This is a genomic window from Streptomyces sp. NPDC090025 (assembly GCF_044748125.1).
Lineage (GTDB): Bacteria > Actinomycetota > Actinomycetes > Streptomycetales > Streptomycetaceae > Streptomyces.
Genome location: NZ_JBIVFL010000005.1, coordinates 387115 through 409865 on the forward strand (window position 1 = coordinate 387115; position 22751 = coordinate 409865).

Sequence of the window (22751 nt, forward strand, 5' to 3'; positions counted from 1 at the left end):
CAGCGCCGCACCCCGTGTGCGGCTCCGCGCACCGCCCGCACTCCAGGAGTTCCGATGACCGCCAGGACCAGCTCCGCCGCCGCCCGCCCCGCCACCCACCCCACCGACCCCGCCGCCCACGTCAAGAAGCCCGGCTGGTTCACCGTCCAGGTGATGAACCGGACGGTCGCCTGGCTGACCCGCCGGGGCATCAGCGTCTGGGGCTCGCGGGTGCTCGCCGTCCGTGGCCGCAAGAGCGGCGAGTGGCGCACCACCCCCGTCAACCTGCTGACCTTCGACGGCGCCCAGTACCTCGTCGCCCCGCGCGGTCACGTCCAGTGGACCCACAACATGCGGGCGGCCGGGGGCGGCGAACTGCACCTGGGGCGGCACGCACAGCCGTTCACCGCCGTCGAGATCGCCGACGACGACAAGCCCGCCCTGCTGCGCGCCTACCTCAAGCGGTGGAAGGCCGAGGTCGGGGTGTTCTTCGACGGGGTCGGTCCCGACTCCACGGACGCCGAACTGCGCGCCATCGCGCCCCGGCACCCCGTCTTCCGGATCACCGAGTCCGCCCACGCGTGAGGGCGGCACGGACCGGAGTCCGTACCGCCCTCTCACGTACCGCCCTCACACGTACCGCGGTCTCAGGCACCGCACTCTCGCCGACGGCGCTCAGCCGGACCGCGAGCCCTCCGGCCCCGCCGGTGTCCGCCCGTCAGGCCCGGCCCGTCCGGCTCAGGAAGCCTCCGGGGCCCGCCGCTCACTCGTACCGCCGCCCTCACCCGTACCGTCGCCCGGCTCGGCACCCGCGTCAGCGCCCGCCTCGACCTCGGCACCCTCCGCGCCCTCGGCCTCCTCGGCCGACCGCGCGTCCTCGCGGACCGTCACACCGCGGCCCGCCGGGCCGACGCCGGACGAGGTGTCCATCGAGCGGTCGAGGAGGTCGATCGCCCGGCGGGCGACCCCGTTGCCCCGGACGAGTCCGGCGAGGGTGGTGGAGCCCCGGGTGATGTCGGCGAACGCGTTCCACGCGGGGCGCAGGCCGGTGATCGTGGCGTGCAGCAGGCCGGGGCGGCGCTCGAACACGGCGAGCATCCGGCGGCCCACGGCCATCTCCACGCCGAGGCCGGCCTTGATGGCGAAGGCGTAGTTGAGCGCCTGCCGCCGCGCGTCGACGGCGTCGCCCGCCTCGGCGATGCGGACCGCCCACTCCCCCGCCAGACGGCCGGAGCGCAGCGCGAAGGAGATGCCCTCGCGGGTCCACGGTTCGAGCAGGCCCGCCGCGTCGCCGCAGACGAGCACCCGGCCGCGGGAGAGCGGCGAGTCGTCGGTGCGGCAGCGGGTCAGATGGCCGGAGGAGATCGCCGGTTCGAAGCCCGCGAGGCCGAGCCGGGCGATGAAGTCCTCCAGATAGCGCTTGGTGGCCGCGCCTTCGCCGCGCGCCGAGATGACGCCGACGGTGAGGGTGTCGCCCTTGGGGAACACCCAGCCGTAACTGCCGGGCAGCGGGCCCCAGTCGATGAGCACCCGGCCCTTCCAGTCCTCGGCGACCGACGGCGGCACCGGGATCTCGGCCTCCAGGCCGAGGTCGACCTGGCCGAGCTTGACCCCGACGTGCGCTCCTATCCGGCCGGCGCTGCCGTCGGCGCCGACCACGGCGCGGGCGAGCACGGTCTCGCCGTCGGCGAGGACCACGGCGACCGTGCGGCGGTCGGGGACGGCCGGGCCGTGCTGCTCGACCCGGCTGACGGTCGCTCCGGTGCGCAGCTCGGCGCCCGCCTTCTGGGCGTGCTCGACCAGCTGGGCGTCGAACTCGGGCCGGTTGATGAGCCCGAAGAGCATCCGGCGGGAGCGCCGGGTGCGGGCGAAGCGGCCGTTGTGGCTGAAGGTCACCGCGTGCACGCGGTCCTGGAAGGGGAGTTCGAAGCCGGGCGGCAGGGAGTCGCGGGAGGGGCCGATGATGCCGCCGCCGCAGGTCTTGTAGCGGGGCAGTTCGGCCTTCTCCAGGAGCAGTACCGTGCGGCCCGCGACCGCCGCCGCGTACGCGGCGGACGCGCCGGCCGGGCCGGCGCCCACGACGACCACGTCCCAGACCTGCTGCCCCCCGTCCGGGCCCACCTGACCCGTGCCGGTCTCCGCCGCTCCGGCGTCTGCGTTCTCGCTGCTCACGATGTGCTTCTGCTCCTGATCCGACCGGTGGTTCCTGCTCTGGACGCATCCTACGGCCCGGTAGCGAGGCCCGGCCGCGCCGCCCCGCGCCGTAGGATCGGGCATGCGTTCGCCGTCACCACCGACGTACGGCGACGGCCTGACATCCGACCACGCGACCGCGTCCCACCCGGACAACGTCGCAGCCACGAGGAGCGTGCCCATGACCGCCGATCCGATCGCCGGGACCATCGCGTCCCTGATGCCCCGCGCCCAGGCGGAGCTGACGGAGCTGGTGGCCTTCCAGTCGGTCGCGGACGAGGCCGTCGCGCCGCGCAGCGAGTGCGAGGCCGCCGCGAACTGGGTGGCCGACGCGCTGCGCGCGGAGGAGTTCCAGGACGTGGCGCTGCTCGACACCCCGGACGGTTCGCAGTCGGTGTACGGCGTGCTGCCCGGCCCGGCCGGGGCGCCGACCGTGCTCCTGTACGCGCACTACGACGTGCAGCCGATGCTGGTGGAGTCGGCGTGGCTGACGCCGCCGTTCGAGCTGACCGAGCGGGCGGACGGCCGCTGGTACGGGCGTGGCGCGGCGGACTGCAAGGGCGCCGTGATCATGCACCTGATGGCGCTGCGCGCGCTGAAGGCGAACGGCGGGGTGCCGGTCACGGTCAAGATGATCGTGGAGGGCTCGGAGGAGCAGGGCACCGGCGGTCTCGAGCGGTACGCGGAGGCGCACCCCGAGCTGCTGACGGCGGACGCGATCGTGATCGGCGACGCGGGCAACTTCCGGCTCGGGCTGCCGACGGTGACGGCGACGCTGCGCGGCATGACGATGGTGCGGGTCACCGTCGACACGCTGGCGGGCAATCTGCACTCGGGGCAGTTCGGCGGCGCCGCGCCCGACGCGCTCGCGGCGCTGATCCGGGTGCTCGACTCGCTGCGCGCGGAGGACGGTTCGACGCGGGTCGACGGGCTGCGTTCGGACGCGGTGTGGGAGGGCCTGCAGTACCCGGAGGAGGACTTCCGCAAGGACGCGAAGGTGCTGGACGGGGTCGGTCTTCCGGGCGAGGGCACGGTCGCCGACCGGATCTGGGCCCGTCCCGCGGTGACCGTCATCGGTATCGACGCGCACCCGGTGGCCGGTGCCACGCCGTCGATCCCGTCGACCGCGCGGGCGCAGGTCAGCCTGCGGATCCCGCCGGGCCAGGACGCGGTGGAGGCGACGGAGCTGCTGTTCGCGCACCTGGAGAAGCACACCCCGTGGGGTGCGCGGGTGAGCGTGGAGCAGGTCGGTCAGGGCCAGCCGTTCCAGGCGGACACGTCGAGCCCGGCGTACACGTCGATGGCGGAGGCGATGGCGGTGGCGTACCCGGGTGAGGAGATGCAGAGCGCGGGCATGGGCGGCTCGATCCCGCTGTGCAACACGCTGCAGGCGCTGTACCCGGAGTCGGAGATCCTGCTGATCGGGCTGAGCGAGCCGCAGGCGCAGATCCACGCGGTGAACGAGTCGGTGTCGCCGGAGGAGCTGGAGCGGCTGACCGTCGCGGAGGCGCACTTCCTGGTCAACTACGCGCGCTCGAAGCAGGTCTGACGGGGGCCGCCGGCGACGGTGGTCCACCACGCGGCCGCGCACGCGGTCACGCTCTGGGCGGAACTCGCCCAGAGCGTAGATCCGTTCGCCGGCGGCCGGGCCGACGTACGTTCGGGGGCATGGACCTCGTAGAGATCGTTCCCCGCCTGTATGTCCTTCCCTTCTCCATCGGCCAGGCGTTCCTGTGGCGCGACGAGGAGGAGCTGACCCTGATCGACGCGGGATGGGCCGGTTCCGCGCCGGAGTTCGAGGAGGCGCTGCGCGGCGCAGGGCTCGACCCGGCGCGGCTGGCCCGGATCGTGCTCACCCACTGCCACCGCGACCATGTCGGCGCGGCGGGCGAGCTGGCGGACCGGTTCGGCGCCGAGATCCTGGCGCACGCCGCCGACGCCCCGGTGATCCGGGGCGAACTCCCGGTCCCGAAGCCGGTGTTGCTCGACTGGGAGATCCCGCTGTACGCGCACGGCCTGACCGTCCCTGAGGCGCCGCCGACCCGGGTGGACCGGGAGCTGCGCGGCGGCGAGGAGCTGCCGTTCGGCGGCGGCGCGGTGGTGCTGCACACCCCGGGCCACACCCCGGGCTCGATCGCGGTCCATCTGCCGCGCCACGACGTGCTGTTCACCGGTGACACGGTGGCGTCGATGCCGGACGTGATGTTCGGCGTGTTCCATGTGGACCGCGCGGCGGCGCTCGCCTCGATGCGTTCGCTGGCCGCGCTGCGGCCGTCGGTGCTGTGCTGCGGGCACGGCGAGCCGGTGACGACGGACACGGCGGAGCGGCTGGCGAAGGCGACGGTGGAAGCGGAGTCAACCGTGGCGGGCTGACCGGCGTCCTCCCCGGACACGGCTACGGGGGGGGATCCATGGCGGCGGGATCACACGGCGCGGCGGACTCGGCAGCGCTGCGGGGGCAACAGGCCCGGCGGGTACGGCGGATACGGCTGGCCATGATCGGCGGCGGGGCGGCGGGCGGGGCCCTGGGGGCGGTGCAGGTGCACCAGACCTTCGGGGCCCTGCTCCCCTGGTGGGCGCTCGGCCCGCTACTCGTCGGCGCGACGGTGCTCGGCGGTGCGCTGGGCGCGTGCTACGGGCGGGAGGCCCGGATCCGCAAGGACTCCCTGGAGCCGACCGAGACGGTCCTGTGGAGCTTCCCGGTCCGCCCGGCCCCGCCCCCGCCGCGCAGACCCGCACTGACCCCCGACCCGGACACCTGCGACCTGCGCGCCACCACCCGCCATCTGCAACTCTGGCAGGGCGCCGAGCTGTTGTGGAGCCACCCGTACGCAGCGCTCGCCCTGGATCCGCGGCCGACGGCGCTCCTGGTCCACCACCAGGGCGCCCTGATCGGCGAGTTGGTGTGGACGTCGCCGACGGGCATGCCGGAGGAGGTCCGTCTGGGCCTGGCCCGGCTCGCGCGCCGGGGGGTCTCCCCCTCCGCGCCGAAGTCCGGGACAACGCCCGTCCCGATGCCCCCGCCGAGCTCCGCGCCGAACAGGGCGTAGCCGCCCCCCGCCCGCTCAGCCGCCCACCGGCACGCCCGCCTCCAGGTTCAGGACCGTGCCGCGTTCGCGGGCGCGCAGGGCCCAGCGCAGCCGGGTGTAGCGGACGGGGGGCAGGAGGTCGGCGGCCTCCTGTTCGGTGACGAAGCGCCAGGCGCGGAGTTCGGCGCCGGGCAGGCGCAGGCGGTGGGCCTCGGCGGTGGGGAGCCGGCCGCCGTCGAAGAGGAGGCGGAGGCCGCCGAAGCCGGGGTGGCGGGGGCGTTCCCAGTCGACGAGGAGCAGTTGGGGGACGGTGTCGAGGCGCAGCCCGAGTTCCTCGGCGACCTCGCGCATTCCGGCCCGCGCGGGCGGCTCGCCCGGTTCGACGACGCCGCCGGGGAACTCCCAGCCGGGCTTGTACGTGGGGTCGACCAGGAGGAAACGGTCCTGCTCGTCGAAGAGCAGGACCCCGGCCGCGGTGGTCTCGCCGGTCGGCGCCGGGGTCTGGACGATGTCGCAGGGGGCGGCCTGCCCGCCGGTCACGGCGGCGGCGATCGCCCTGGCCGTCTCGGCGGCGCTCAGGGCGGAGTTGTCGACCGGGTACGCGTCGGCCGCGAGCCAGCCGTCGCGGGCGTCCCGGAACGGGGCCAGGTGCTCCAGGGACCAGCGGCGGGCCCGGTCGGCGGCCTCGGCGACGGCGCCCGGGGCGGTCCCGGCCGCCGCGCCACGACCGCCCGCGCCCACCGCCACCCGCACCGGTTCCCGCACGGGCTCCTGCGCCGCCTCGCACGCCGCCCGCTCCTCGATCCGGCCGCGCAGGATCGTTTCGTCGGGGGTGAGCACCACATGCCGCACCTCGATCCGGCGGGCCGCGAGCCCACCGAAGATCTCGTCCCGGTACTCCTGCCGGATCAGCGTCATCGGCACCACCAGCACCCCGCCCACCTCGGCGAGCAGCGCCGCCGCCGTGTCCACCACCAGTCGGCGCCAGATCGGCAGGTCCTGGAAGTCGCCGACCTCGGCGAGGCGCTTGCGCGGGAGCAGCCGCCGCAGCGCACCGCCGGTGAGCTCAGGGTCGTACAACGTGCTGTTCGGGATCAGGTCCAGCAGCTCACGCGCGGCGCTGGTCTTTCCCGCCCCGAACGCGCCATTGATCCAGACGATCACGCTTCCCCCTCTACGACGTGCCCCCAGTGGAGTGCCCCCAACACCCTGCCACGGAAACCCCCGCCCGGGACGGGCCGGGGAACCGGGGTGCGCCGTCCGCGCGTAACACTTCGTGAGTGCCCGTCGTTGGGAACGGCGAGCACGAGGGGGTGCGGAGATGAACCGTACGGTTCTGGAGTGGTTCCCGGCGGGCGGGCCGCGCGGCAGCTGGCCCGCGGAGGAGTTCGCCAGCGCGCGGCGCGACGAAGGGCTGCCCGCGCGGGTGGTGATGGACCTGGAGGCGGACGCCTTCCTGGTGATCGTGGAACAGCGGTCGGCGGGCACGGTACGGGCCTGAGCCCGCGCCCGGCCCGCGCACCGGCCGGGGCCCGCCCGGGCCTGCGCCGGACGCCCGGTCCAGCGGCCGCACCGCCCGGCCCGCGGGCTCAGCCCCGTACCGGCTCGGCACCTTCCGGCACACCGTGCCCGGGCCCCGCACCGTCCGTCGCGGCCGACGCGACCAGCGCGGGCGCCGCCGCGGCGGCCGCGCCGAGGAGTCCGGCGTCCGTGCCGGTGAGCGCCGGGACGACGGTCAGGTTCCGGACGAACGACAGCGTGGCGTAGGAGCGCAGGCTGCGGCGGAGCGGGTCGAAGAGGACCGGGCCCGCGCCCGCCACTCCCCCGCCGATCACCGCGATGTCGACCTCCACCAGGGTCGCGGTCGCGGCGATGCCCGCCGCGAGGGCCTGCGCGGCCCGCTCGAAGGAGGCGACGGCGACCGGGTCGCCCGCCCGGGCGGCGGCGGCCACCGCGGCGGCCGAGGTGTCGCCGTCGGGTCCGGGGCGCCAGCCGTCGGCCAGGGCGCGGCGGGCGATGTGCGGGCCGCTGGCGAGGCGTTCGACACAGCCGCGGGCGCCGCAGGCGCAGAGTTCGCCGTCGAGGTCCACGCTGATGTGACCGATGTGTCCGGCGTTGCCGGTGGGACCCGGGTGGAGTCGGCCGCCGAGGACGAGACCTCCACCGACGCCCGTCGAGACCACCAGGCAGAGCGCGTTGGCGTGGCCGCGCGCGGCGCCCTGCCAGTGCTCGGCGGCGGTCATCGCGACCCCGTCGCCGACCAGCGTGACGGGCCGCCCGCCGGTCGCCGAGGCGACCCGCCCGACCAGCGGGAAGTCGCGCCAGCCGGGCACGTTGACCGGGCTGACGGTGCCCGCGGCGGCGTCCACCGGGCCCGCGCTGCCGATGCCGACGGCGCCGGCGGCCGAGTACAGCGTGGATCCGGCCAGTTCGCCGAGCACAGCCTCGACCGCGCGCATCACCGTCTCGCCGTCCTCGCGCGCGGGGGTGGGCCGCTGGGCCCGCACCCGGATCCGGCCCTCGCCGTCGACAAGGGCGCCGGCGATCTTGGTGCCGCCGATGTCGAGGGCGATGACGAGGTCAGTGCGCATGGGCTCCGCGTCTTTCGTGGGGGCGAGTCGGTGGAAGCTACAGTCTTCCCGCGCCTGACAACGTTGTCCAGGCCCTATGCTCGACAGCAACGAGATCGAGACGTCCGTCCGATACCCGCTGACGGCCGTGACCGGCGGCCACGGGCGGGACCGGCGGCCGCGCCTCGTGCCCCCAGACCCGGGACCAGGCCCGGGACCGGACCCGTGACCGACGGAGGAACCGCAGACCGTGGCCGACATCGCCCGCCGCCCCGAGCCCCGCTACGGCAACCGGCCCACCATGAAGGACGTGGCCGCGCGGGCGGGCGTCGGACTCAAGACGGTCTCCCGTGTCGTCAACGGCGAGCCGGGCGTCACCCCCGACACCGAGCGCCGGGTGCAGGAGGCCATCGACTCGCTCGGCTTCCGGCGCAACGACAGCGCGCGCGTGCTGCGCAAGGGCCGTACGGCGTCCGTCGGACTGGTCCTGGAGGATCTGGCCGACCCGTTCTACGGCCCGCTGAGCCGCGCCGTCGAGGAGGTCGCCCGGGCCCACGGGGCGCTGCTCATCAACGGGTCGAGCGCCGAGGACCCGGACCGCGAGCAGGAGCTGGCGCTCGCGCTGTGCGCGCGCCGGGTGGACGGTCTCATCGTCATCCCGGCGGGCGACGACCACCGTTATCTGGAGCCGGAGATCAGGGCCGGGGTGGCGACGGTGTTCGTGGACCGCCCGGCGGGCCGGATCGACGCCGACGTGGTGCTGTCCGACAGCTTCGGCGGCGCGCGCACCGGCGTGGCCCATCTGATCGCCCACGGCCACCGCAGGATCGGCTTCATCGGCGACCGGCCGCGCATCCACACCGCGACCGAGCGGCTGCGCGGCTACCGGGCGGCGATGGCCGACGCGGGTCTCGACGTGGCCGAGGAGTGGGTGTCGCTCGGCCCGACCGATCCGGGCCGGGTGACCGGGGCCGCGCTGGCGATGCTGTCCGGGCCCGATCCGGTGACGGCGCTGTTCGCGGGCAACAACCGGGTGACGGTGACGGCGGTACGGGTGCTCGCCGGGCACGAACGGCCGGTCGCGCTCGTCGGGTTCGACGACATCGAGCTGGCCGATCTGCTCGGCATCACGGTCATCGCGCAGGACGCGGCGGCGCTCGGCCGCACGGCGGCGGAACGGCTGTTCCGCCGCCTGGACGGGGCCGAACTGCCGCCCGCCACCGTCGTCATCGACACCCGGCTGATCGCGCGCGGCTCGGGCGAGGTGCCGCCCGCCGCGACCGACGCCTGACAGCCGTCAGCAGATGGGCAGGCCGGGGACCGGCTTGTCGTTCTCCCCGCCCTTGATGTAGACGACGCTGAAGTAGACGTTGGTGTTGCCGCTGTCGTCGTCGGTCCTGGCCCACCAGATGTTGGTCCAGCGGCCGTAGGTCTCCCGGCGGCCGAGGTCGACCTGGCAGTAGAAGTAGTTGGTGCCCGCGTTGACGATGCCCATCTCGCCGCCGTCGTGGCGGTAGGTCTTCTCGGTGCGCCAGACCTGGCAGTCGTAGGCGCCGCCGCCGCGCGAGGTGCACGCGGGTCCGGCGGGCTTCGGGGGCGCCGTGGTGGCCCCGGCGCCGGTGCCGCCCGAGCCGGTCGCGCCCCGGGTGCCGCCCGAACTCCCGCTGCCGGTCCCGGTGTTGCCACCCTTGGTGGCGCCGGGCCGCGGGGACCGGGAGGCGGCCGGTCCCGTCGGGCGGGCCGCGCCCGCCGTCGGGTCGCCGGTGGGTGCCTCGCCGCCCTTCCCGGCGTCCCGCGACGCGGCGGCGGAGGGCGAGGCGCTGCCGGAAGGGCCCGGGGAGTCCGTGCCGGACTCACCCGGGTCGAGCGCCCGGCCGGGGTCGCCGCCGGGCGTGGCACCGGTGGTCCCGTCCGCCACCTGGCGCCGGTCCCCGCCCGTACCGTCGTCGCGCCCGCTCAGGCTGTACGTGACTCCGGCACCGGCCAGGACGACGGCCGCGACCGCGGCGGCGGCCAGGGCGCCGGAGCGCTTGCGGCGCCGGGGCGGCGCACCGGCCGGTCCGGTCACCGCCGGGCCGGGCGGCACGGGAGCCCCGTACCCGCCGCCGAACGCGGGCTGCGTCACCGGCGCCGGTCCCGGGGCCGGCGGCCCGTACCCCTGCCGCGGCCCGGTGCCGGGCGGCGGCCCGTACGTCCCGAACGCCCCGGCGGCGAGGCCGGGTTCGGTCGGGGTGCGGAGCTGCTCCGGTACGGGCGGGGGCACCGTGCCGCCGGGCACGGGCGCGGACACGGAGGGCCCGGACACTGCGGGCCCGGACACGGCGGGCCCGGACACGGCGGGCGGGCCGAACGCCCCTGGGGGCGCGGTGGCCCCGGGCCCCGCCTGCCCCGGCGCCGCGGCCTCGTCGCGTCCCTCGGCCACGGCGCGCAGCAGTTCCGCCGCCGTCCGGGCGTCGGGGCGCCGGGCCGGGTCCTTGGCGAGGAGGAGCTGGAGCACGGGGACGAGCGGTCCGGCGCGGCGCGGCTCCGGGAAGGGTTCCACGACGATCGCGTTGAGGGTGGACCAGGTGGAGGTGCGGCGGAACGGCGCGCCGCCCTCGACGGCGGCGTACAGGGTGGCGCCGAGCGCCCAGACGTCGGAGGCGGGGCCCGGTTCGTGGCCCTGGGCGCGTTCCGGGGCGAGGTAGTCGAGGGAGCCGACGATCTGGCCGCTGCGGGTGAGGTGGGTGGCGGCGCCGTCGTCGGGGTCGTCCATGGCGGCGATGCCGAAGTCGGTGAGGACCACCCGGCCGATGGCCCCCGGTCGGCCCGGCGTGCCGTCGGCGGTCCAGCCCTCCAGGAGCACATTGCCCGGCTTGACGTCGCGGTGCAGCACCCCGGCGTCGTGGGCGGCGGCGAGGGCGTCCAGGACGGCGGCGCCGACGGCGGCGGCCTCGCGCGGTTCCAGGGTGCCGCGCGCGGTGAGGACGCCGTCGAGGGAGGGCCCTTCGACGAGTTCCATCACGATGACGGGACGGCCCTGATGCTCCGTCACATCATGGACGGCGACGACTCCTTGGTGGCGGACCCGGGCGGCGGCCCGGGCCTCGCGCTGCATGCGCAGCCGCAGGTCGGCCAGTTCGGGCCCGGAGGCGTCGTTGTACGTCCGCAGTTCCTTGACGGCCACTTCGCGGCCGAGTACCTCGTCGACCGCGAGCCACACGATCCCCATGCCGCCGCGCCCCAGTTGGCGCACGACCCGGTAGCGGCCGGCCAGCCGCTCGTTCTCCCCCGATGCCCCCGATGACACTGCTGCCCCGTTCCCTGTCGTTCCCTGCTGCTGTGCTGGACGCGTACAGGGTACGGGGCGGTGGTGACGGCGGGATCCGCGCCCGGAGCCCACCGTCGGGCGGCTACTGCGCGGTGGCGGTGAGGTCGCCGCGGCGCGGGCGGGCGAAGCGGTCGAGGTCGGCCCGGCTCATCCCGGTCAGCGCGTCGACCTCGGCGGTGTCGAGGGCGCCGCAGTCGATGCCGCGCAGCAGGTAGTTGCTGAGCGCCTTGGCGGTGGCGGGCTCGTCCATGACGTCGCCGCCCGCGTGGTTGGCGTACGCGGAGAGCCGCTTGGCGGCGGTCTCGAAGCCCTCGCGGTAGAAGGCGAAGACGGCGGCGTAGCGGGTGGGGATGTGGCCGGGGTGCATGTCCCAGCCCTGGTAGTAGGCGCGGGCGAGGGCGCGCCGGGTGAGGCCGTAGTGGAGCTTCCACGCCTCGTGGACGTGGGCGGTGGGGCCGACCGGCAGCACGTTGGTGGAGCCGTCGGAGACGCGTACGCCGGTGCCCGCGGCGGCGACCTGCATGATCGCCTTGGCGTGGTCGGCGGCGGGGTGGTCGCTGGCCTGGTAGGCGGCGGAGACGCCGAGGCAGGCGCTGTAGTCGAAGGTGCCGTAGTGCAGCCCGGTGGCGCGGCCCTCGGCTGCGTCGATCATGCGGGCGACGGTGGCGGTGCCGTCGGCGGCGAGGATGGCCTGGCTGGTCTCGATCTGGATCTCGAAGCCGAGGCGGCCCTCGTCGAGGCCGTGGGCCTTCTCGAACGCCTCCAGGAGCCGGACGAAGGCGGTGACCTGCTCGGGGTAGGTGACCTTCGGCAGGGTGAGGACGAGGCCGTCGGGGAGGCCGCCGTGCTCCATGAGGCCGCTGAGGAAGACGTCGGTGGTGCGGATGCCGCGGTCGCGTACGGCGGCCTCCATGCACTTCATCCGGATGCCCATGTACGGGGCGGCGCCGAGGTCCGCGTACGCCTCGGTGATGAGCCGGGCGGCCCGGGCGGCGTCGTGGTCCTCGTCGTCGCCCGCGTAGCCGTCCTCGAAGTCGACCCGGAGGTCCTCGATGGGCTCGCGCTCCAGCTTGGCGCGGACGCGGCCGTAGACGTCCTCGGCGAGGCCGTCGGCGAGGCCGAGGACGCGGGCGAAGGTCCCGGCGTCGGGGGCGTGCTCGTCGAGCGCGGCGAGGGCCTGGTCGCCCCAGGTGCGGATGGTGTCGGCGGCGAAGAGGTTGCCGGGGACGTAGACGGTGTGGACGGGCTGGCGGGTGCCGGGGTCGCCCGGGTAGCGCCGGTCGAGCTCGGCGTCCACGGCGGCGAGGGAGGCGCTGATGCCCTCGCTGACGGCTCCGGCGAGACTCGTCGACACCTTCTCCTGCTGACCCATCCGACAACCTCCTGTTTTCCGCTTCACGGAATCAACAATCCGTATAGCGAAGTTAGTCTTCCGTTCGGACCTGCGTCAATGGGTGTCCGAAACGGCCGGGGGCCGCGCGGTGCGAACACCGCGCGGCCCCCGGACCAGGACGAACCCGCTGATCAGCCCTTGCGGGCCTGGATCTCCTGGGTCAGCTGCGGCACGACGTCGAACAGGTCGCCGACGACGCCGTAGTCGACCAGGTCGAAGATCGGGGCCTCGGCGTCCTTGTTGACGGCCACGATGGTCTTCGAGGTCTGCATGCCGGCCCGGTGCTGGATCGCGCCGGAGATGCCGGAGGCGATGTACAGCTGCGGCGAGACCGACTTGCCGGTCTGGCCGACCTGGTTGGAGTGCGGGTACCAGCCGGCGTCGACGGCGGCGCGGGAGGCGCCGACGGCGGCACCGAGCGAGTCGGCGAGCGCCTCGATGATGCCGAAGTTCTCGGCGCCGTTGACGCCGCGGCCGCCGGAGACCACGATCGCGGCCTCGGTCAGCTCGGGGCGGCCGGTCGACTCGCGCGGGGTGCGGGCGACGACCTTGGTGCCGGTGGCCAGCGCGCCGAAGGAGACGGCGAGCGCCTCGACGGCACCGGCGGCCGGGGCGGCCTCGACGGCGGCCGAGTTCGGCTTGACCGTGATGACCGGGGTGCCCCGGGAGACCCGGGACTTGGTGGTGAAGGAGGCGGCGAACGCGGACTGGGTCGCGACCGGGCCCTCGTCACCGGCCTCCAGGTCCACGGCGTCGGTGATGATGCCGGAGCCGATGCGGACGGCGAGGCGGGCGGCGATCTCCTTGCCCTCGGCGGAGGACGGGACGAGCACCGCGGCCGGGGACACGGCCTCGTACGCCGCCTGCAGGGCGTCCACCTTCGGGACGACCAGGTAGTCGGCGAACTCGGGGGCGTCGGCGGTGAGGACGCGGGTGGCGCCGTGCTCGCCGAGGACGGCGGCGGTGTCGGCGGCACCCGTGCCGAGCGCGACGGCGACCGGCTCGCCGATGCGGCGGGCCAGGGTCAGCAGCTCCAGGGTGGGCTTGCGGACGGCTCCGTCGACGTGGTCGACGTAGACGAGGATCTCAGCCATGGGATTTCGATCTCCTGCGGAAGAAAGGGGGACGGCCGATGCGGACGGCCGGTGCGGGCGGCCGGAGACGGCTGCCCGCGAGGACGGCGCTGCTCGCGCGGGTGCTCAGATGAACTTCTGGCCCGCGAGGAACTCGGCGAGCTGCTTGCCGCCGTCGCCCTCGTCCGTGACGATCGTGCCCTTGGTGCGCGCCGGGCGCTCGGTGGCGGAGTCGACCGCGGTCCAGGAGCCCTCGAGGCCGACGGTGTCCGCGTCGATGTCCAGGTCGTCCAGGTCGAGCGACTCGACCGGCTTCTTCTTGGCGGCCATGATGCCCTTGAAGGACGGGTAACGCGCCTCGCCCGACTGGTCGGTGACCGAGACGACGGCCGGCAGGGCGGCCTCGAGCTGCTCGGAGGCGCTGTCGCCGTCGCGGCGGCCCTTGACGGTGCCGTCCTCGACCTTGACCTCGGACAGCAGGGTGACCTGCGGGACGCCCAGGCGCTCGGCCAGGATCGCCGGGAGGACGCCCATGGTGCCGTCGGTGGACGCCATGCCCGCGATGACCAGGTCGTAGCCGGTCTTCTCGATGGCCTTGGCGAGCACCAGGGAGGTGCCCATGACGTCGGTGCCGTGGAGGTCGTCGTCCTCGACGTGGACGGCCTTGTCGGCACCCATCGACAGCGCCTTGCGCAGCGCGTCCTTGGCGTCCTCGGGGCCCACCGTGAGCACGGTGACCTCGGCGTCGTCGGCCGCCTCGGCGATCTGCAGGGCCTGCTCGACCGCGTACTCGTCGAGCTCCGAGAGCAGGCCGTCGACCTCCTCGCGGTCCACCGTCAGGTCGTCGGCGAACTTCCGCTCGCCGGTGGCGTCCGGCACGTACTTCACACAGACAACGATCCTCAAGCTCACGCCGGCTCTCCTACTGCTTCGTCATAACTGGGCTGCGGTGTTGCTCGCAGCATAGGCGCCTGAAGGGCGGGTTTCCGGTCGGGGCACCCGATGCCCCGACCGGAATATTACTCGCCAGTACACCCAGTTCGTTACCGCTGAGCAAGCGCTCAGCGATGTGACCTTGACAACGCCGCCGGCGGGCCGGTCACGGGAACTCTCAGTCGCGCAGCGCGTTGAAGCGACCCTGGTGGTACAGGAGCGGGCGGCCCGCCCCCGCCGGGTCACCCGCCACCACCTCGGCGATCACGATCCGGTGGTCGCCGGCGGGCACCTGGCCGACCACCCGGCACACCAGCCAGGCGGGCACGCCGTCGAGCACGGGCACGCCCTCCGGGCCGCGGCTCCACCGGGTCGGGGCGCCGAACCGGTCGGCGCCGCTGCGCGCGAAGGTGGCGGCGAGCTCCGCCTGGTGCTCGCCGAGCAGATGCACGCCGATGTGTTCGGCCTCGGCGAGCACGGGCCAGCTGGAGGAGCCGGTGCCCACCCCGAAGGAGATCAGCGGGGGTTCGGCGGAGACCGAGGCGACCGAGGTGGCGGTGAAGCCGACGGGCCGGTCGGCGCCGTGGGCGGTGATCACGGCGACCCCGGCGGCGTGCCGCCGGAAGGCCGCGCGCAGCAGCTCGGAGCCGGTGGGTGTGGTGGGGGCGGTGTCGGCGGGTATGTCGCCGGTGGGCGCGCTGCCGGTGGGAGCGGTGTCGGTGGGTGCGGTGCCGGTGGGTGCGGGAATCGTCGGGAGCGTGCGGAGCTCGGCCGAGACCGTCATGGAGTTGTCCTTCTGCGTCGAGGGCGGCATGTCGGTGATCGCGGGGCGTCAGCGACCCGGACAGCGCGCGCTCGCGTTGCGGGCCAGATCCACGTGGGCCCGCCCGTAGAGAAGGAGATCTGTGGGCACGGCACCAGCCTGACCATCGTGGCGGTGCGCGGTCAAGCCGGTACCGGGATGTGGGAGATGTGTCACCGCGTCAGACGGCCCGGCCGAGGGCGGCGATGACGTCGGCCTTACGGGGCTGCCCCGAGGCCCTGCGCACGATCCGGCCCGCCCGGTCGAGGACCAGGACCGTCGGCGTACGGACGATCCCGAGCGCCCGTACGAGATCGAGCCGCTCCTCCGCGTCGATCTCGACATGGGCGACGCCGGGGACCATCGCGGCGACCTCGTCCAGGGTGCGGCGGGTGGCCCGGCAGGGCTGGCAGAAGGCGGTGGAGAACTGGACCAGGGTGGCCCGTTCACCGAGCGCGGCGCCCAGCTCGGGGGCGCCCAGGACGTCAGGACCCGGCACCCCGGCCCGCTCGCCCGCGCGCTCCTCGGGCCGTCCCACGGCCCGTCCCTCGGCGTGCCCCTCCGTGCGCCCCTCGGCCTGCTCCCGCGCCATCGCGGCACCCTCTCCCGTCATCCCTGTCATCCTTGTCACGCGTGTTCCCACCGGCTCCGGCGGCCCGCCCGGACCGGCCTCCCCTGCCTGTTCACACCGGGTGCAGCACCGCGCAGCGCCGATCGATTCCCGCCACGAACACCATGAGTGACGAGAATCTCCCCGTACGAAGCCGTCAGGACTGGTCTCGGGCCCCGGCATGGGGCACGATCTGCCCAAAGCCGAAAACCTACGGCCGCGTAACTTCCGCCGGGAGAACCCTCCCCAGGCACAGACGAAGGGGTTCACCCCAGATGGCAGAGCTCGTCTATCGGCCGGTCATCGGCGCCGCCCTGACCATGTTCAAGGCGCTGGACCTGAAGATCGACACTCAGGGTTCCGAGCACATCCCGCGCCAGGGCGGGGCGGTGATCGTCAGCAACCACATCAGCTATCTGGACTTCATCTTCACCGGCCTGGCGGCCCTGCCGCAGAAGCGGCTGGTGCGCTTCATGGCGAAGGAGTCGGTGTTCCGGCACAAGGTGTCCGGCCCGCTGATGCGCGGCATGAAGCACATCCCGGTGGACCGCGAGCAGGGCGAGCACGCCTACCAGCACGCTCTGAAGGCGCTGCGTTCGGGCGAGCTCGTCGGGGTGTTCCCCGAGGCGACCATCTCGCAGTCGTTCACTCTGAAGAGCTTCAAGTCGGGTGCGGCGCGGCTCGCGCAGGAGGCGGGCGTCCCGCTGATCCCGATGGCGCTGTGGGGAACCCAGCGGGTCTGGACCAAGGGCCGGCCGCGGAACTTCAAGCGCAGCCACATCCCGGTGACCATCCGGGTGGGCGAGCCGGTGGCGGCCCCGGCCGACCAGTACGCGGGCGCCATCACCCGACGACTGCGGGAGAGCGTCCAGGGGCTCCTGGAGGCGGCGCAGCGGGCGTACCCGGTGCGTCCCAAGGACGCGAGCGACACCTGGTGGGTGCCGGCGCACCTGGGCGGCACCGCGCCGACGCAGGAGGAGCTGAAGGCGGCGGAGCGCGCCGCCGACCGCGACTAGATCGGCCCTCGGCGGTCAGGGGCGTCCCGGTGTCCGGGGCGCCCCTTCGTGTTCTCGGTCGTGTTCTCGTTCATGTTCTCGGTGTCACTCGGGGTCGCGGACCGTGATCCGGGCGCCGGGGCTGACCTTCTCGATCAGCTGGGCGAGCTCGTCACCGGCCGCGCGCAGTTCGTCGTGGGTCATCGGGGCGAGCGATTCGAGCAGGAACAGCGCGTCGGTGGTGGTGTCGTCGATGCGGGTGCGCGGGCCCTGGCGCCAGTTCCAGCGGCGGCAGGTGACGCCCGCCTCGTCGCACCAGACGACCTCGCCGGGCTCGGGGTGCTCGACGGTCTCGGCGCCGCCCGCGACGGTGACGAAGTCCTCGGTGCCGGTGGCGCGGACGAGCCGCATGCCGCCCTGGATGCGGTTCAGGTCCTCGCCGCCGACCGGGATGAGGTGCGCGACGCTGATCGCGTTGTAGGCGTCGACGAGGCGGTTGATCCGGGGCAGCCCGCCGTCGGCGAGGGCGCGCTTGGCGAGCGCCTCGGCGGAGTTGCGGGTCCGGGACGGCTTGGCGCCGAACGCGGTGTACGCGGCGCGCCAGGCGGCGACGTGCGGGTCCTGGTCGGGCGTGCGCCCGTCGAGCCGGTCGGTGAGCCGCCGGACGGCGTCGTCGAGCAGCGCCGAGCTGGTGGCGTCGCTGGGCCCGTTGACGAGACCGCGGGCCTCGACGGCGAGGTGGGTGAAGCCGGGTACCAGGGTGCGGACCTCGTCGGAGACCGTGAGCTCAAGAGTCATGCGGTCCAGCATAGAGCACCGGCGGGTCCACTCCATTGGACCCGCCGGTGCTCCGTACCGCCGGACGCACCCCCTGAGGGATGTCGCGGGAGGTCGCGGGATGGCGCCTACCGCGCGAGCTCCTCCTTGAGCGCCAGGAGGAACGCGTCGACGTCGTCCTCCGTGGTGTCGTACGCGCACATCCAGCGCACGTCGCCGGCCTGCTCGTCCCAGAAGTAGAAGCGGAAGCGCTCCTGAAGGCGGCGGGAGACGTCGTGCGGGAGACGCGCGAAGACCGCGTTGGCCTGCACCGGGTAGAGGATCTCCACCCCGTCCACGTCGCGGACCCCGGCGGCGAGGCGCGCGGCCATCGCGTTGGCATGCCGGGCGTTGCGCAGCCACAGGTCCTTGGCGAGCAGCGCCTCCAGCTGCACCGACACGAAGCGCATCTTCGAGGCGAGCTGCATGGACATCTTGCGCAGGTGCTTCATCTGCCGCACCGCGTCCGGGTTGAGCACGACGACGGCCTCGCCGAACATCATCCCGTTCTTGGTGCCGCCGTACGAGAGGACGTCGACGCCCACCGCGTTGGTGAACGCCCGCATCGGGGCGTCCAGCGAGGCGGCCGCGTTGGCTATCCGGGCGCCGTCGAGGTGCACCTTCATGCCCTTGGCGTGCGCGTGGTCCACGATGGCGCGGATCTCGTCGACCGTGTAGACGGTGCCCAGTTCGGTGTTCTGGGTGATCGAGACGACCTGCGGCATCGCCCGGTGCTCGTCCTCCCAGCCCCATGCCTGCCGGTCGATCAGCTCGGGGGTGAGCTTGCCGTCCGGGGTGGGCACGGTGAGCAGCTTGAGGCCGCCCATGCGCTCCGGGGCGCCGCCCTCGTCCACGTTGATGTGCGCGGACTCGGCGCAGATCACGGCGCCCCAGCGGTCGGTGAGCGCCTGCAGCGCGGTCACGTTCGCGCCGGTCCCGTTGAAGACCGGGAACGCCTCGGCCGAGGGGCCGAAGTGGCTGTGCATGACCCGCTGGAGGTGGTCGGTGTAGTCGTCCTCGCCGTAGGCGACCTGGTGGCCGCCGTTGGCGAGGGCGAGGGCCGCGAGGACCTCCGGGTGGGCCCCGGCGTAGTTGTCGCTGGCGAAGCCGCGGACCGCCGGGTCGTGGTGCCGGCGGGCGTCGGTGCGGGAGGCCGCGGACGGGGTCACGGCTTGGGGGTCAGCCACAGGCGCTGTCCATTCACTTCCTGTGCGGGCCGGTCCCAGAGTCCGGCGACGGCGTCGGCCAGGTCCTTGACGTCGGTGAAGCCCGCGAACTTCGCAGTGGGGCGCTCCGCGCGCATCGCGTCGTGCACCAGTGCCTTGATCACCAGGATCGCAGCCGCGGCCTGCGGGCCCTCGTCGCCCCCCAGTTTGCGGAAGGAGTCGGCCATGGCGAGGGTCCATGCCTCGGCGGCCGCCTTGCCCGCGTTGTAGGCGGCGTTGTTGGCCTGCGGCTTGTGCGCGCCGACCTGGCTGATCAGCGCGTAGCGGCCGCGGCCGCCGCTGCGCAGCAGGCCGTCGTGGAAGGCGAGCGAGGTGTGCTGGACCGTACGGATGAGGAGCTTCTCCAGGAAGTCCCAGTCCTTGAGGTCGGTCTCGGTGAAGGAGGGCGCGCCGCGCCAGCCGCCGACGAGGTGGACGACGCCGTCGACCCGGCCGAAGTCCTTCTCGATCTTGGTGGCCCAGTCCCGGGTGGCGGACAGGTCGAGCAGGTCGACGGTGTCGCCGGTGACGGTGGCGCCGCCGTGGGCGTAGCGGGCGGCGTCGACCGCCTCGGCGAGCCGGGCGGCGTCCGCGTCGGACGCCACGACGGTGGCGCCCGCCTCGGCGAGCCGCAGCAGGGCGGCCCGGCCGGCCGGTCCGGCCGCGCCCGCGACCGCGACGACGGCTCCGTCCAGTGCTCCGCCGTTGCCGTTGCCGCTCATGGGTGCCTCCTGGTCGTTCGCGTCGGCCGCTCCGCCCGGCACGGCGTGGCCGCCGGTCGGTCCGGCGGCCGTGGTTGCTGCCGGGTGGGTCACGCGGCGGCCCGCTCGGTGCGCGTCGCGTTCGCGGGGGTGATCCCCTTGGTCGAGGCGATCACGCCCTTGAGCTTCTTCGCAAGGGCCTCATAGAACATGCTGAGCGGAAACTCGTCCGGCAGCACGTCGTCGACCAGCTTGCGCGGCGGCAGCGAGAGGTCGAGGGCGTCGGGGCCCTTGGCCCAGGTGGAGCCGGGGTGCGGGGCGAGGTACGTGGAGACGAGCTCGTACGCCTTGAACCAGTGGACGAGCTTGGGGCGGTCGATGCCGTCCCGGTAGAGCTGCTCGATGTCGGCGCAGAGCTGGTTGGTGACCTCGGGCGCGCGGTCCCAGTCGATCTTCAGGGTGTTGTCGGTCCAGCGCACCACGTCGTGCTTGTGTAGGTACGCGAAGAGCAGCTGGCCGCCGAGGCCGTCGTAGTTGCGGGTGCGGTCGCCGGAGACCGGGAAGCGGAACATCCGGTCGAAGAGGACGGCGTACTGCACGTCACGGCCGTGGCCGTTGCCCTCGGCGTCGAGCTTCACGGCCTCCTTGAAGGCGGTGAGGTCGCAGCGCAGCTCCTCCAGGCCGTACATCCAGAACGGCTGGCGCTGCTTGATCATGAAGGGGTCGAACGGCAGGTCGCCGTGGCTGTGGGTGCGGTCGTGGACCATGTCCCACAGGACGAACGCCTTCTCGCAGCGCTCCTGGTCCTCCAGCATGGCCGCGATGTCCTCGGGCAGCTCGATGCCGAGGATGTCGACGGCGGCCTCGGTGACCTTGCGGAAGCGGGCGGCCTCACGGTCGCAGAAGATGCCGCCCCAGGTGAAGCGCTCGGGGGCCTCGCGGACGGCGATGGTCTCCGGGAAGAGGACGGCCGAGTGGGTGTCGTACCCCGCGGTGAAGTCCTCGAAGGTGATGCCGCAGAACAGCGGGTTGTCGTAGCGGGTGGCCTCGAGCTCGGCCAGCCACTCGGGCCACACCATGCGCAGCACGACCGCTTCGAGGTTGCGGTCGAGGTTGCCGTTCTGGGTGTACATCGGGAACACGACGAGGTGCTGGAGGCCGTCCCGGCGGTCGGCCGCCGGGTGGAAGGCGAGCAGCGCGTCGAGGAAGTCGGGGACCTCGAAGCCGCCCTCGGCCCACCTGCGCAGGTCGGCGACGACGGCGCGGTGGTAGTCGGCGTCGTGCGGGAGGAGGGGCGAGAGGCGCTCGACCGCGGCGACGACACTCGCGACGGTCCGCTCGGCCTCGGCGCGGGTGGGCGCGCCCTCGGCGGTGAAGTCGATGGAGCCGTCGGCGCTCTGCCAGGGGCGGAGCGTCTCCACGGCCTTCTTGAGCTCGGGCCAGGCAGGGTGGTCGGTGACCGCGGCGTCGGCGGCTATCCCCCCAGCGGTCACGTCCTGCACAAGAATTTCCGTCATTCCTCTTCCTCCACAGGAGAACCTCGCGTCCACACACGGTAACCGGGCCCTGATCTCCCTCACAAGAGGGGAAGGGGAAATTCTCCTGTAGGACCCCGGGTGTCACCGCCGATTTTCCTGTCCGATGGGGTACAAGGCCGAGAAATACGGGGTTCCGCGCGCCCGCTTCCCGTTTCGTCCCCAGCTACTAGGCTGCGCCAGGAGCCGACCGGCGCCCGGCGCGGCCGGGGCCGGACTTCGACGGAAGCGAGAAGATCTTGAGTTTCCTCACCATCGGTCATCGCGGAGTCATGGGCGTCGCACCCGAGAACACCCTGCGCTCCTTCGTCCGGGCCGAGCAGGCCGGCATGGACGCCATCGAGCTGGACCTCCACCTCAGCAAGGACGGCGCGCTCGTCGTGATGCACGACGCCGACGTCGACCGGACCACCGACGGCAGCGGCCCGATCGCCGGGAAGACACTCGCGGAGCTGCGGGAGCTCGACGCGGGCGACGGGGAGCGGGTGCCGGTGTTCGAGGAGGTCCTGGCGGCGGTACGGGCCCCGCTGCAGGCCGAGATCAAGGACGTGGGCGCGGCCAGGGTGCTGGCCACGCTGCTCAACGACCGGGGCCTGACCGGGCGGGTCGAGGTGCTCTCGTTCCACGACGACGCGCTCGCGGAGGTCACGGGGCTCGTCCCCGGCGTCCGCACGGCACTGGTCGCGGACCGGCACCAGGCCGACGTGGTGGAACGCGCGACGGCGCTCGGCGCGGCCGCGCTCGTGCTCAACATCCGCCACCTCACCCAGGACACCGTGGACCGCGCGCACGCGGCGGGCCTGCGGGTGGTCGGCTGGGTGGTGAACACCCAGGACGAGCTGCGCCTGGCGCGCGCCCTGGGGCTCGACGGGGCGACCACCGACCGCCCGGAGATCCGCCGGACGGGCCGGTTCACGGCCTGAGGGCGTACGGCTCCGGTACCGCCGGTCCGCGTACGGGGTACGGGGTACGGGGTATCCGGTACGGGTCGGGCGGGCCGGGCCCGGGGCGGGTCAGCGGGTACGGGTCAGCGGGTACGGGTCAGCCGAGGTCCTTCACCAGGAGCTCGAACTCCAGGTCGTCGCGCTGCGGCAGCCCGAAGCGGTCGTCGCCGTACGGGAAGGGGCTGGTCTCGCCGGTGCGGCGGTAGCCGCGGCGCTCGTACCAGGCGATCAGCTCGGCGCGCACCGAGATCACCGTCATGTGCATCTGGGCCACGTCCCACAGCTCCTTGGCGCGCCGCTCGGCCTCGGCGATGATCTGGCGGCCGAGGCCGCCGCCCTGGAGCTCGGGCCGCACCGCGAACATGCCGAAGTAGGCCGCGTCACCCCGGTGTTCGAGCTGGCAGCAGGCGATGATCCCGCCGTCCCGCTCGACCACCATCAGGCGGCTGCCGGGGGTGGTGATGACCGCGGCGACGCCGTCGGGGTCGGTGCGCTGCCCTTCGAGGATGTCGGCCTCGGTGGTCCAGCCCGCCCGGCTCGAGTCGCCGCGGTAGGCGGACTCGACCAGCGGGACGAGCGCGGGTACGTCGTCGAGGACGGCGTCGCGGTAGCTGATCCGGCCGGCGTGCTGCGGGGCGGCGGTGTCCATGGCGTGCGGGTCTC

22 protein-coding genes are annotated in these 22751 nt (G+C 74.0%); 8 read left to right on the forward strand and 14 right to left on the reverse strand.

From position 1 onward, the window contains the following. Positions 1-54 precede the first annotated feature (54 nt). On the forward strand, positions 55-564 hold the full coding sequence (locus ACIPXM_RS16010; protein ID WP_401655519.1) for a nitroreductase family deazaflavin-dependent oxidoreductase: 510 nt from the start codon (positions 55-57) through the stop codon (positions 562-564). Between the two features lie 153 nt (positions 565-717). Here ACIPXM_RS16010 and ACIPXM_RS16015 read toward each other — a convergent pair whose 3' ends face one another. Next, positions 718-2151, reverse strand: coding sequence for a geranylgeranyl reductase family protein (locus ACIPXM_RS16015; protein ID WP_401655521.1), 1434 nt, complete (start codon positions 2149-2151; stop codon positions 718-720). A 202-nt stretch (positions 2152-2353) separates the two neighbouring features. Between ACIPXM_RS16015 and ACIPXM_RS16020 the strand changes: the two genes are divergently transcribed. The 3 genes from ACIPXM_RS16020 (at position 2354) to ACIPXM_RS16030 (ending at position 5222) form a co-directional block, all read left to right on the forward strand. Beyond that, complete coding sequence (locus ACIPXM_RS16020; RefSeq protein ID WP_401655522.1) at positions 2354-3721, forward strand: dipeptidase; 1368 nt, start codon at positions 2354-2356, stop codon at positions 3719-3721. A gap of 119 nt (positions 3722-3840) precedes the next feature. Beyond that, positions 3841-4545 (forward strand): MBL fold metallo-hydrolase, encoded by a 705-nt coding sequence (locus ACIPXM_RS16025; RefSeq protein WP_401655523.1) that lies wholly within the window; start codon positions 3841-3843, stop codon positions 4543-4545. Between the two features lie 38 nt (positions 4546-4583). After that, entirely contained in the window at positions 4584-5222 is a 639-nt protein-coding gene (locus ACIPXM_RS16030; RefSeq protein WP_401655524.1) for a hypothetical protein, read from the forward strand. A gap of 15 nt (positions 5223-5237) precedes the next feature. On the opposite strand, the gene ACIPXM_RS16035 is transcribed toward ACIPXM_RS16030, so the two are convergent. Then, positions 5238-6365, reverse strand: coding sequence for an NUDIX domain-containing protein (locus tag ACIPXM_RS16035; RefSeq protein WP_401655525.1), 1128 nt, complete (start codon positions 6363-6365; stop codon positions 5238-5240). A 157-nt stretch (positions 6366-6522) separates the two neighbouring features. On the opposite strand from ACIPXM_RS16035, the gene ACIPXM_RS16040 reads away from it, so the two are divergent. Next, positions 6523-6702, forward strand: a complete 180-nt coding sequence (locus ACIPXM_RS16040; RefSeq protein ID WP_401655526.1) for a hypothetical protein — start codon at positions 6523-6525, stop codon at positions 6700-6702. Between the two features lie 88 nt (positions 6703-6790). Here the strand turns inward: ACIPXM_RS16040 and ACIPXM_RS16045 are convergent, their stop codons facing one another. After that, complete coding sequence (locus tag ACIPXM_RS16045; protein ID WP_401655527.1) at positions 6791-7792, reverse strand: ROK family protein; 1002 nt, start codon at positions 7790-7792, stop codon at positions 6791-6793. A 280-nt stretch (positions 7793-8072) separates the two neighbouring features. On the opposite strand from ACIPXM_RS16045, the gene ACIPXM_RS16050 reads away from it, so the two are divergent. Beyond that, the gene (locus ACIPXM_RS16050) at positions 8073-9062 is read left to right on the forward strand and encodes a LacI family DNA-binding transcriptional regulator (protein WP_401655562.1); all 990 of its coding nucleotides are present in this window, start codon (positions 8073-8075) and stop codon (positions 9060-9062) included. A 6-nt stretch (positions 9063-9068) separates the two neighbouring features. Here the strand turns inward: ACIPXM_RS16050 and ACIPXM_RS16055 are convergent, their stop codons facing one another. The 6 genes from ACIPXM_RS16055 to ACIPXM_RS16080 all read right to left on the reverse strand — a co-directional run bounded on the left by ACIPXM_RS16055 (position 9069) and on the right by ACIPXM_RS16080 (position 15904). Further along, entirely contained in the window at positions 9069-11060 is a 1992-nt protein-coding gene (locus tag ACIPXM_RS16055; protein WP_401655529.1) for a protein kinase, read from the reverse strand. Between the two features lie 103 nt (positions 11061-11163). Further along, positions 11164-12453: a DUF6986 family protein gene (locus tag ACIPXM_RS16060; protein ID WP_401655530.1), complete on the reverse strand. Its 1290-nt coding sequence runs from the start codon at positions 12451-12453 to the stop codon at positions 11164-11166. Positions 12454-12605: 152 nt separating this feature from the next. Beyond that, positions 12606-13568 (reverse strand): electron transfer flavoprotein subunit alpha/FixB family protein, encoded by a 963-nt coding sequence (locus tag ACIPXM_RS16065; protein WP_401655531.1) that lies wholly within the window; start codon positions 13566-13568, stop codon positions 12606-12608. Positions 13569-13673: 105 nt separating this feature from the next. Continuing rightward, the gene (locus ACIPXM_RS16070) at positions 13674-14459 is read right to left on the reverse strand and encodes an electron transfer flavoprotein subunit beta/FixA family protein (RefSeq protein WP_401655532.1); all 786 of its coding nucleotides are present in this window, start codon (positions 14457-14459) and stop codon (positions 13674-13676) included. 199 nt (positions 14460-14658) lie between these two features. Continuing rightward, positions 14659-15264 (reverse strand): flavin reductase family protein, encoded by a 606-nt coding sequence (locus ACIPXM_RS16075; RefSeq protein WP_401655563.1) that lies wholly within the window; start codon positions 15262-15264, stop codon positions 14659-14661. Positions 15265-15463: 199 nt separating this feature from the next. After that, on the reverse strand, positions 15464-15904 hold the full coding sequence (locus ACIPXM_RS16080; protein WP_401655565.1) for a TlpA family protein disulfide reductase: 441 nt from the start codon (positions 15902-15904) through the stop codon (positions 15464-15466). A gap of 263 nt (positions 15905-16167) precedes the next feature. Between ACIPXM_RS16080 and ACIPXM_RS16085 the strand changes: the two genes are divergently transcribed. After that, on the forward strand, positions 16168-16908 hold the full coding sequence (locus tag ACIPXM_RS16085; RefSeq protein WP_401655533.1) for a lysophospholipid acyltransferase family protein: 741 nt from the start codon (positions 16168-16170) through the stop codon (positions 16906-16908). Positions 16909-16992: 84 nt separating this feature from the next. Here ACIPXM_RS16085 and ACIPXM_RS16090 read toward each other — a convergent pair whose 3' ends face one another. The 4 genes from ACIPXM_RS16090 to ACIPXM_RS16105 form a co-directional block, all read right to left on the reverse strand. Next, positions 16993-17685, reverse strand: a complete 693-nt coding sequence (locus ACIPXM_RS16090) for a B3/4 domain-containing protein (protein WP_401655535.1) — start codon at positions 17683-17685, stop codon at positions 16993-16995. A gap of 107 nt (positions 17686-17792) precedes the next feature. Continuing rightward, a complete protein-coding gene (locus ACIPXM_RS16095) occupies positions 17793-18890 on the reverse strand; it encodes a threonine aldolase family protein (protein ID WP_401655536.1) in 1098 nt (365 codons plus the stop codon). Next, positions 18869-19630: an SDR family NAD(P)-dependent oxidoreductase gene (locus ACIPXM_RS16100; RefSeq protein ID WP_401655538.1), complete on the reverse strand. Its 762-nt coding sequence runs from the start codon at positions 19628-19630 to the stop codon at positions 18869-18871. Before ACIPXM_RS16100 ends, ACIPXM_RS16095 begins: the two co-directional genes overlap by 22 nt. Before the next feature lie 89 nt (positions 19631-19719). Next, positions 19720-21126, reverse strand: a complete 1407-nt coding sequence (locus ACIPXM_RS16105; protein ID WP_401655540.1) for a DUF6421 family protein — start codon at positions 21124-21126, stop codon at positions 19720-19722. 257 nt (positions 21127-21383) lie between these two features. Between ACIPXM_RS16105 and ACIPXM_RS16110 the strand changes: the two genes are divergently transcribed. After that, on the forward strand, positions 21384-22067 hold the full coding sequence (locus ACIPXM_RS16110) for a glycerophosphodiester phosphodiesterase (RefSeq protein ID WP_401655541.1): 684 nt from the start codon (positions 21384-21386) through the stop codon (positions 22065-22067). 118 nt (positions 22068-22185) lie between these two features. Here ACIPXM_RS16110 and ACIPXM_RS16115 read toward each other — a convergent pair whose 3' ends face one another. Continuing rightward, a complete protein-coding gene (locus tag ACIPXM_RS16115) occupies positions 22186-22737 on the reverse strand; it encodes a GNAT family N-acetyltransferase (protein ID WP_401655542.1) in 552 nt (183 codons plus the stop codon). Positions 22738-22751 lie beyond the last annotated feature (14 nt).

Excerpts from the sequence above, each read along its gene's own strand:
- ACIPXM_RS16020 (WP_401655522.1), top strand. The coding sequence starts at position 2,354 with ATGACCGCCGATCCGATCGCCGGGACCATCGCGTCCCTGATGCCCCGC.
- ACIPXM_RS16090 (WP_401655535.1), bottom strand. The coding sequence starts at position 17,685 with ATGACTCTTGAGCTCACGGTCTCCGACGAGGTCCGCACCCTGGTACCC.
- ACIPXM_RS16010 (WP_401655519.1), top strand. The coding sequence starts at position 55 with ATGACCGCCAGGACCAGCTCCGCCGCCGCCCGCCCCGCCACCCACCCC.
- ACIPXM_RS16045 (WP_401655527.1), bottom strand. The coding sequence starts at position 7,792 with ATGCGCACTGACCTCGTCATCGCCCTCGACATCGGCGGCACCAAGATC.
- ACIPXM_RS16040 (WP_401655526.1), top strand. The coding sequence starts at position 6,523 with ATGAACCGTACGGTTCTGGAGTGGTTCCCGGCGGGCGGGCCGCGCGGC.
- ACIPXM_RS16060 (WP_401655530.1), bottom strand. The coding sequence starts at position 12,453 with ATGGGTCAGCAGGAGAAGGTGTCGACGAGTCTCGCCGGAGCCGTCAGC.
- ACIPXM_RS16115 (WP_401655542.1), bottom strand. The coding sequence starts at position 22,737 with ATGGACACCGCCGCCCCGCAGCACGCCGGCCGGATCAGCTACCGCGAC.
- ACIPXM_RS16085 (WP_401655533.1), top strand. The coding sequence starts at position 16,168 with ATGGCAGAGCTCGTCTATCGGCCGGTCATCGGCGCCGCCCTGACCATG.
- ACIPXM_RS16075 (WP_401655563.1), bottom strand. The coding sequence starts at position 15,264 with ATGACGGTCTCGGCCGAGCTCCGCACGCTCCCGACGATTCCCGCACCC.
- ACIPXM_RS16030 (WP_401655524.1), top strand. The coding sequence starts at position 4,584 with ATGGCGGCGGGATCACACGGCGCGGCGGACTCGGCAGCGCTGCGGGGG.
- ACIPXM_RS16105 (WP_401655540.1), bottom strand. The coding sequence starts at position 21,126 with ATGACGGAAATTCTTGTGCAGGACGTGACCGCTGGGGGGATAGCCGCC.
- ACIPXM_RS16050 (WP_401655562.1), top strand. The coding sequence starts at position 8,073 with ATGAAGGACGTGGCCGCGCGGGCGGGCGTCGGACTCAAGACGGTCTCC.
- ACIPXM_RS16100 (WP_401655538.1), bottom strand. The coding sequence starts at position 19,630 with ATGAGCGGCAACGGCAACGGCGGAGCACTGGACGGAGCCGTCGTCGCG.
- ACIPXM_RS16025 (WP_401655523.1), top strand. The coding sequence starts at position 3,841 with ATGGACCTCGTAGAGATCGTTCCCCGCCTGTATGTCCTTCCCTTCTCC.
- ACIPXM_RS16065 (WP_401655531.1), bottom strand. The coding sequence starts at position 13,568 with ATGGCTGAGATCCTCGTCTACGTCGACCACGTCGACGGAGCCGTCCGC.
- ACIPXM_RS16080 (WP_401655565.1), bottom strand. The coding sequence starts at position 15,904 with ATGACAGGGATGACGGGAGAGGGTGCCGCGATGGCGCGGGAGCAGGCC.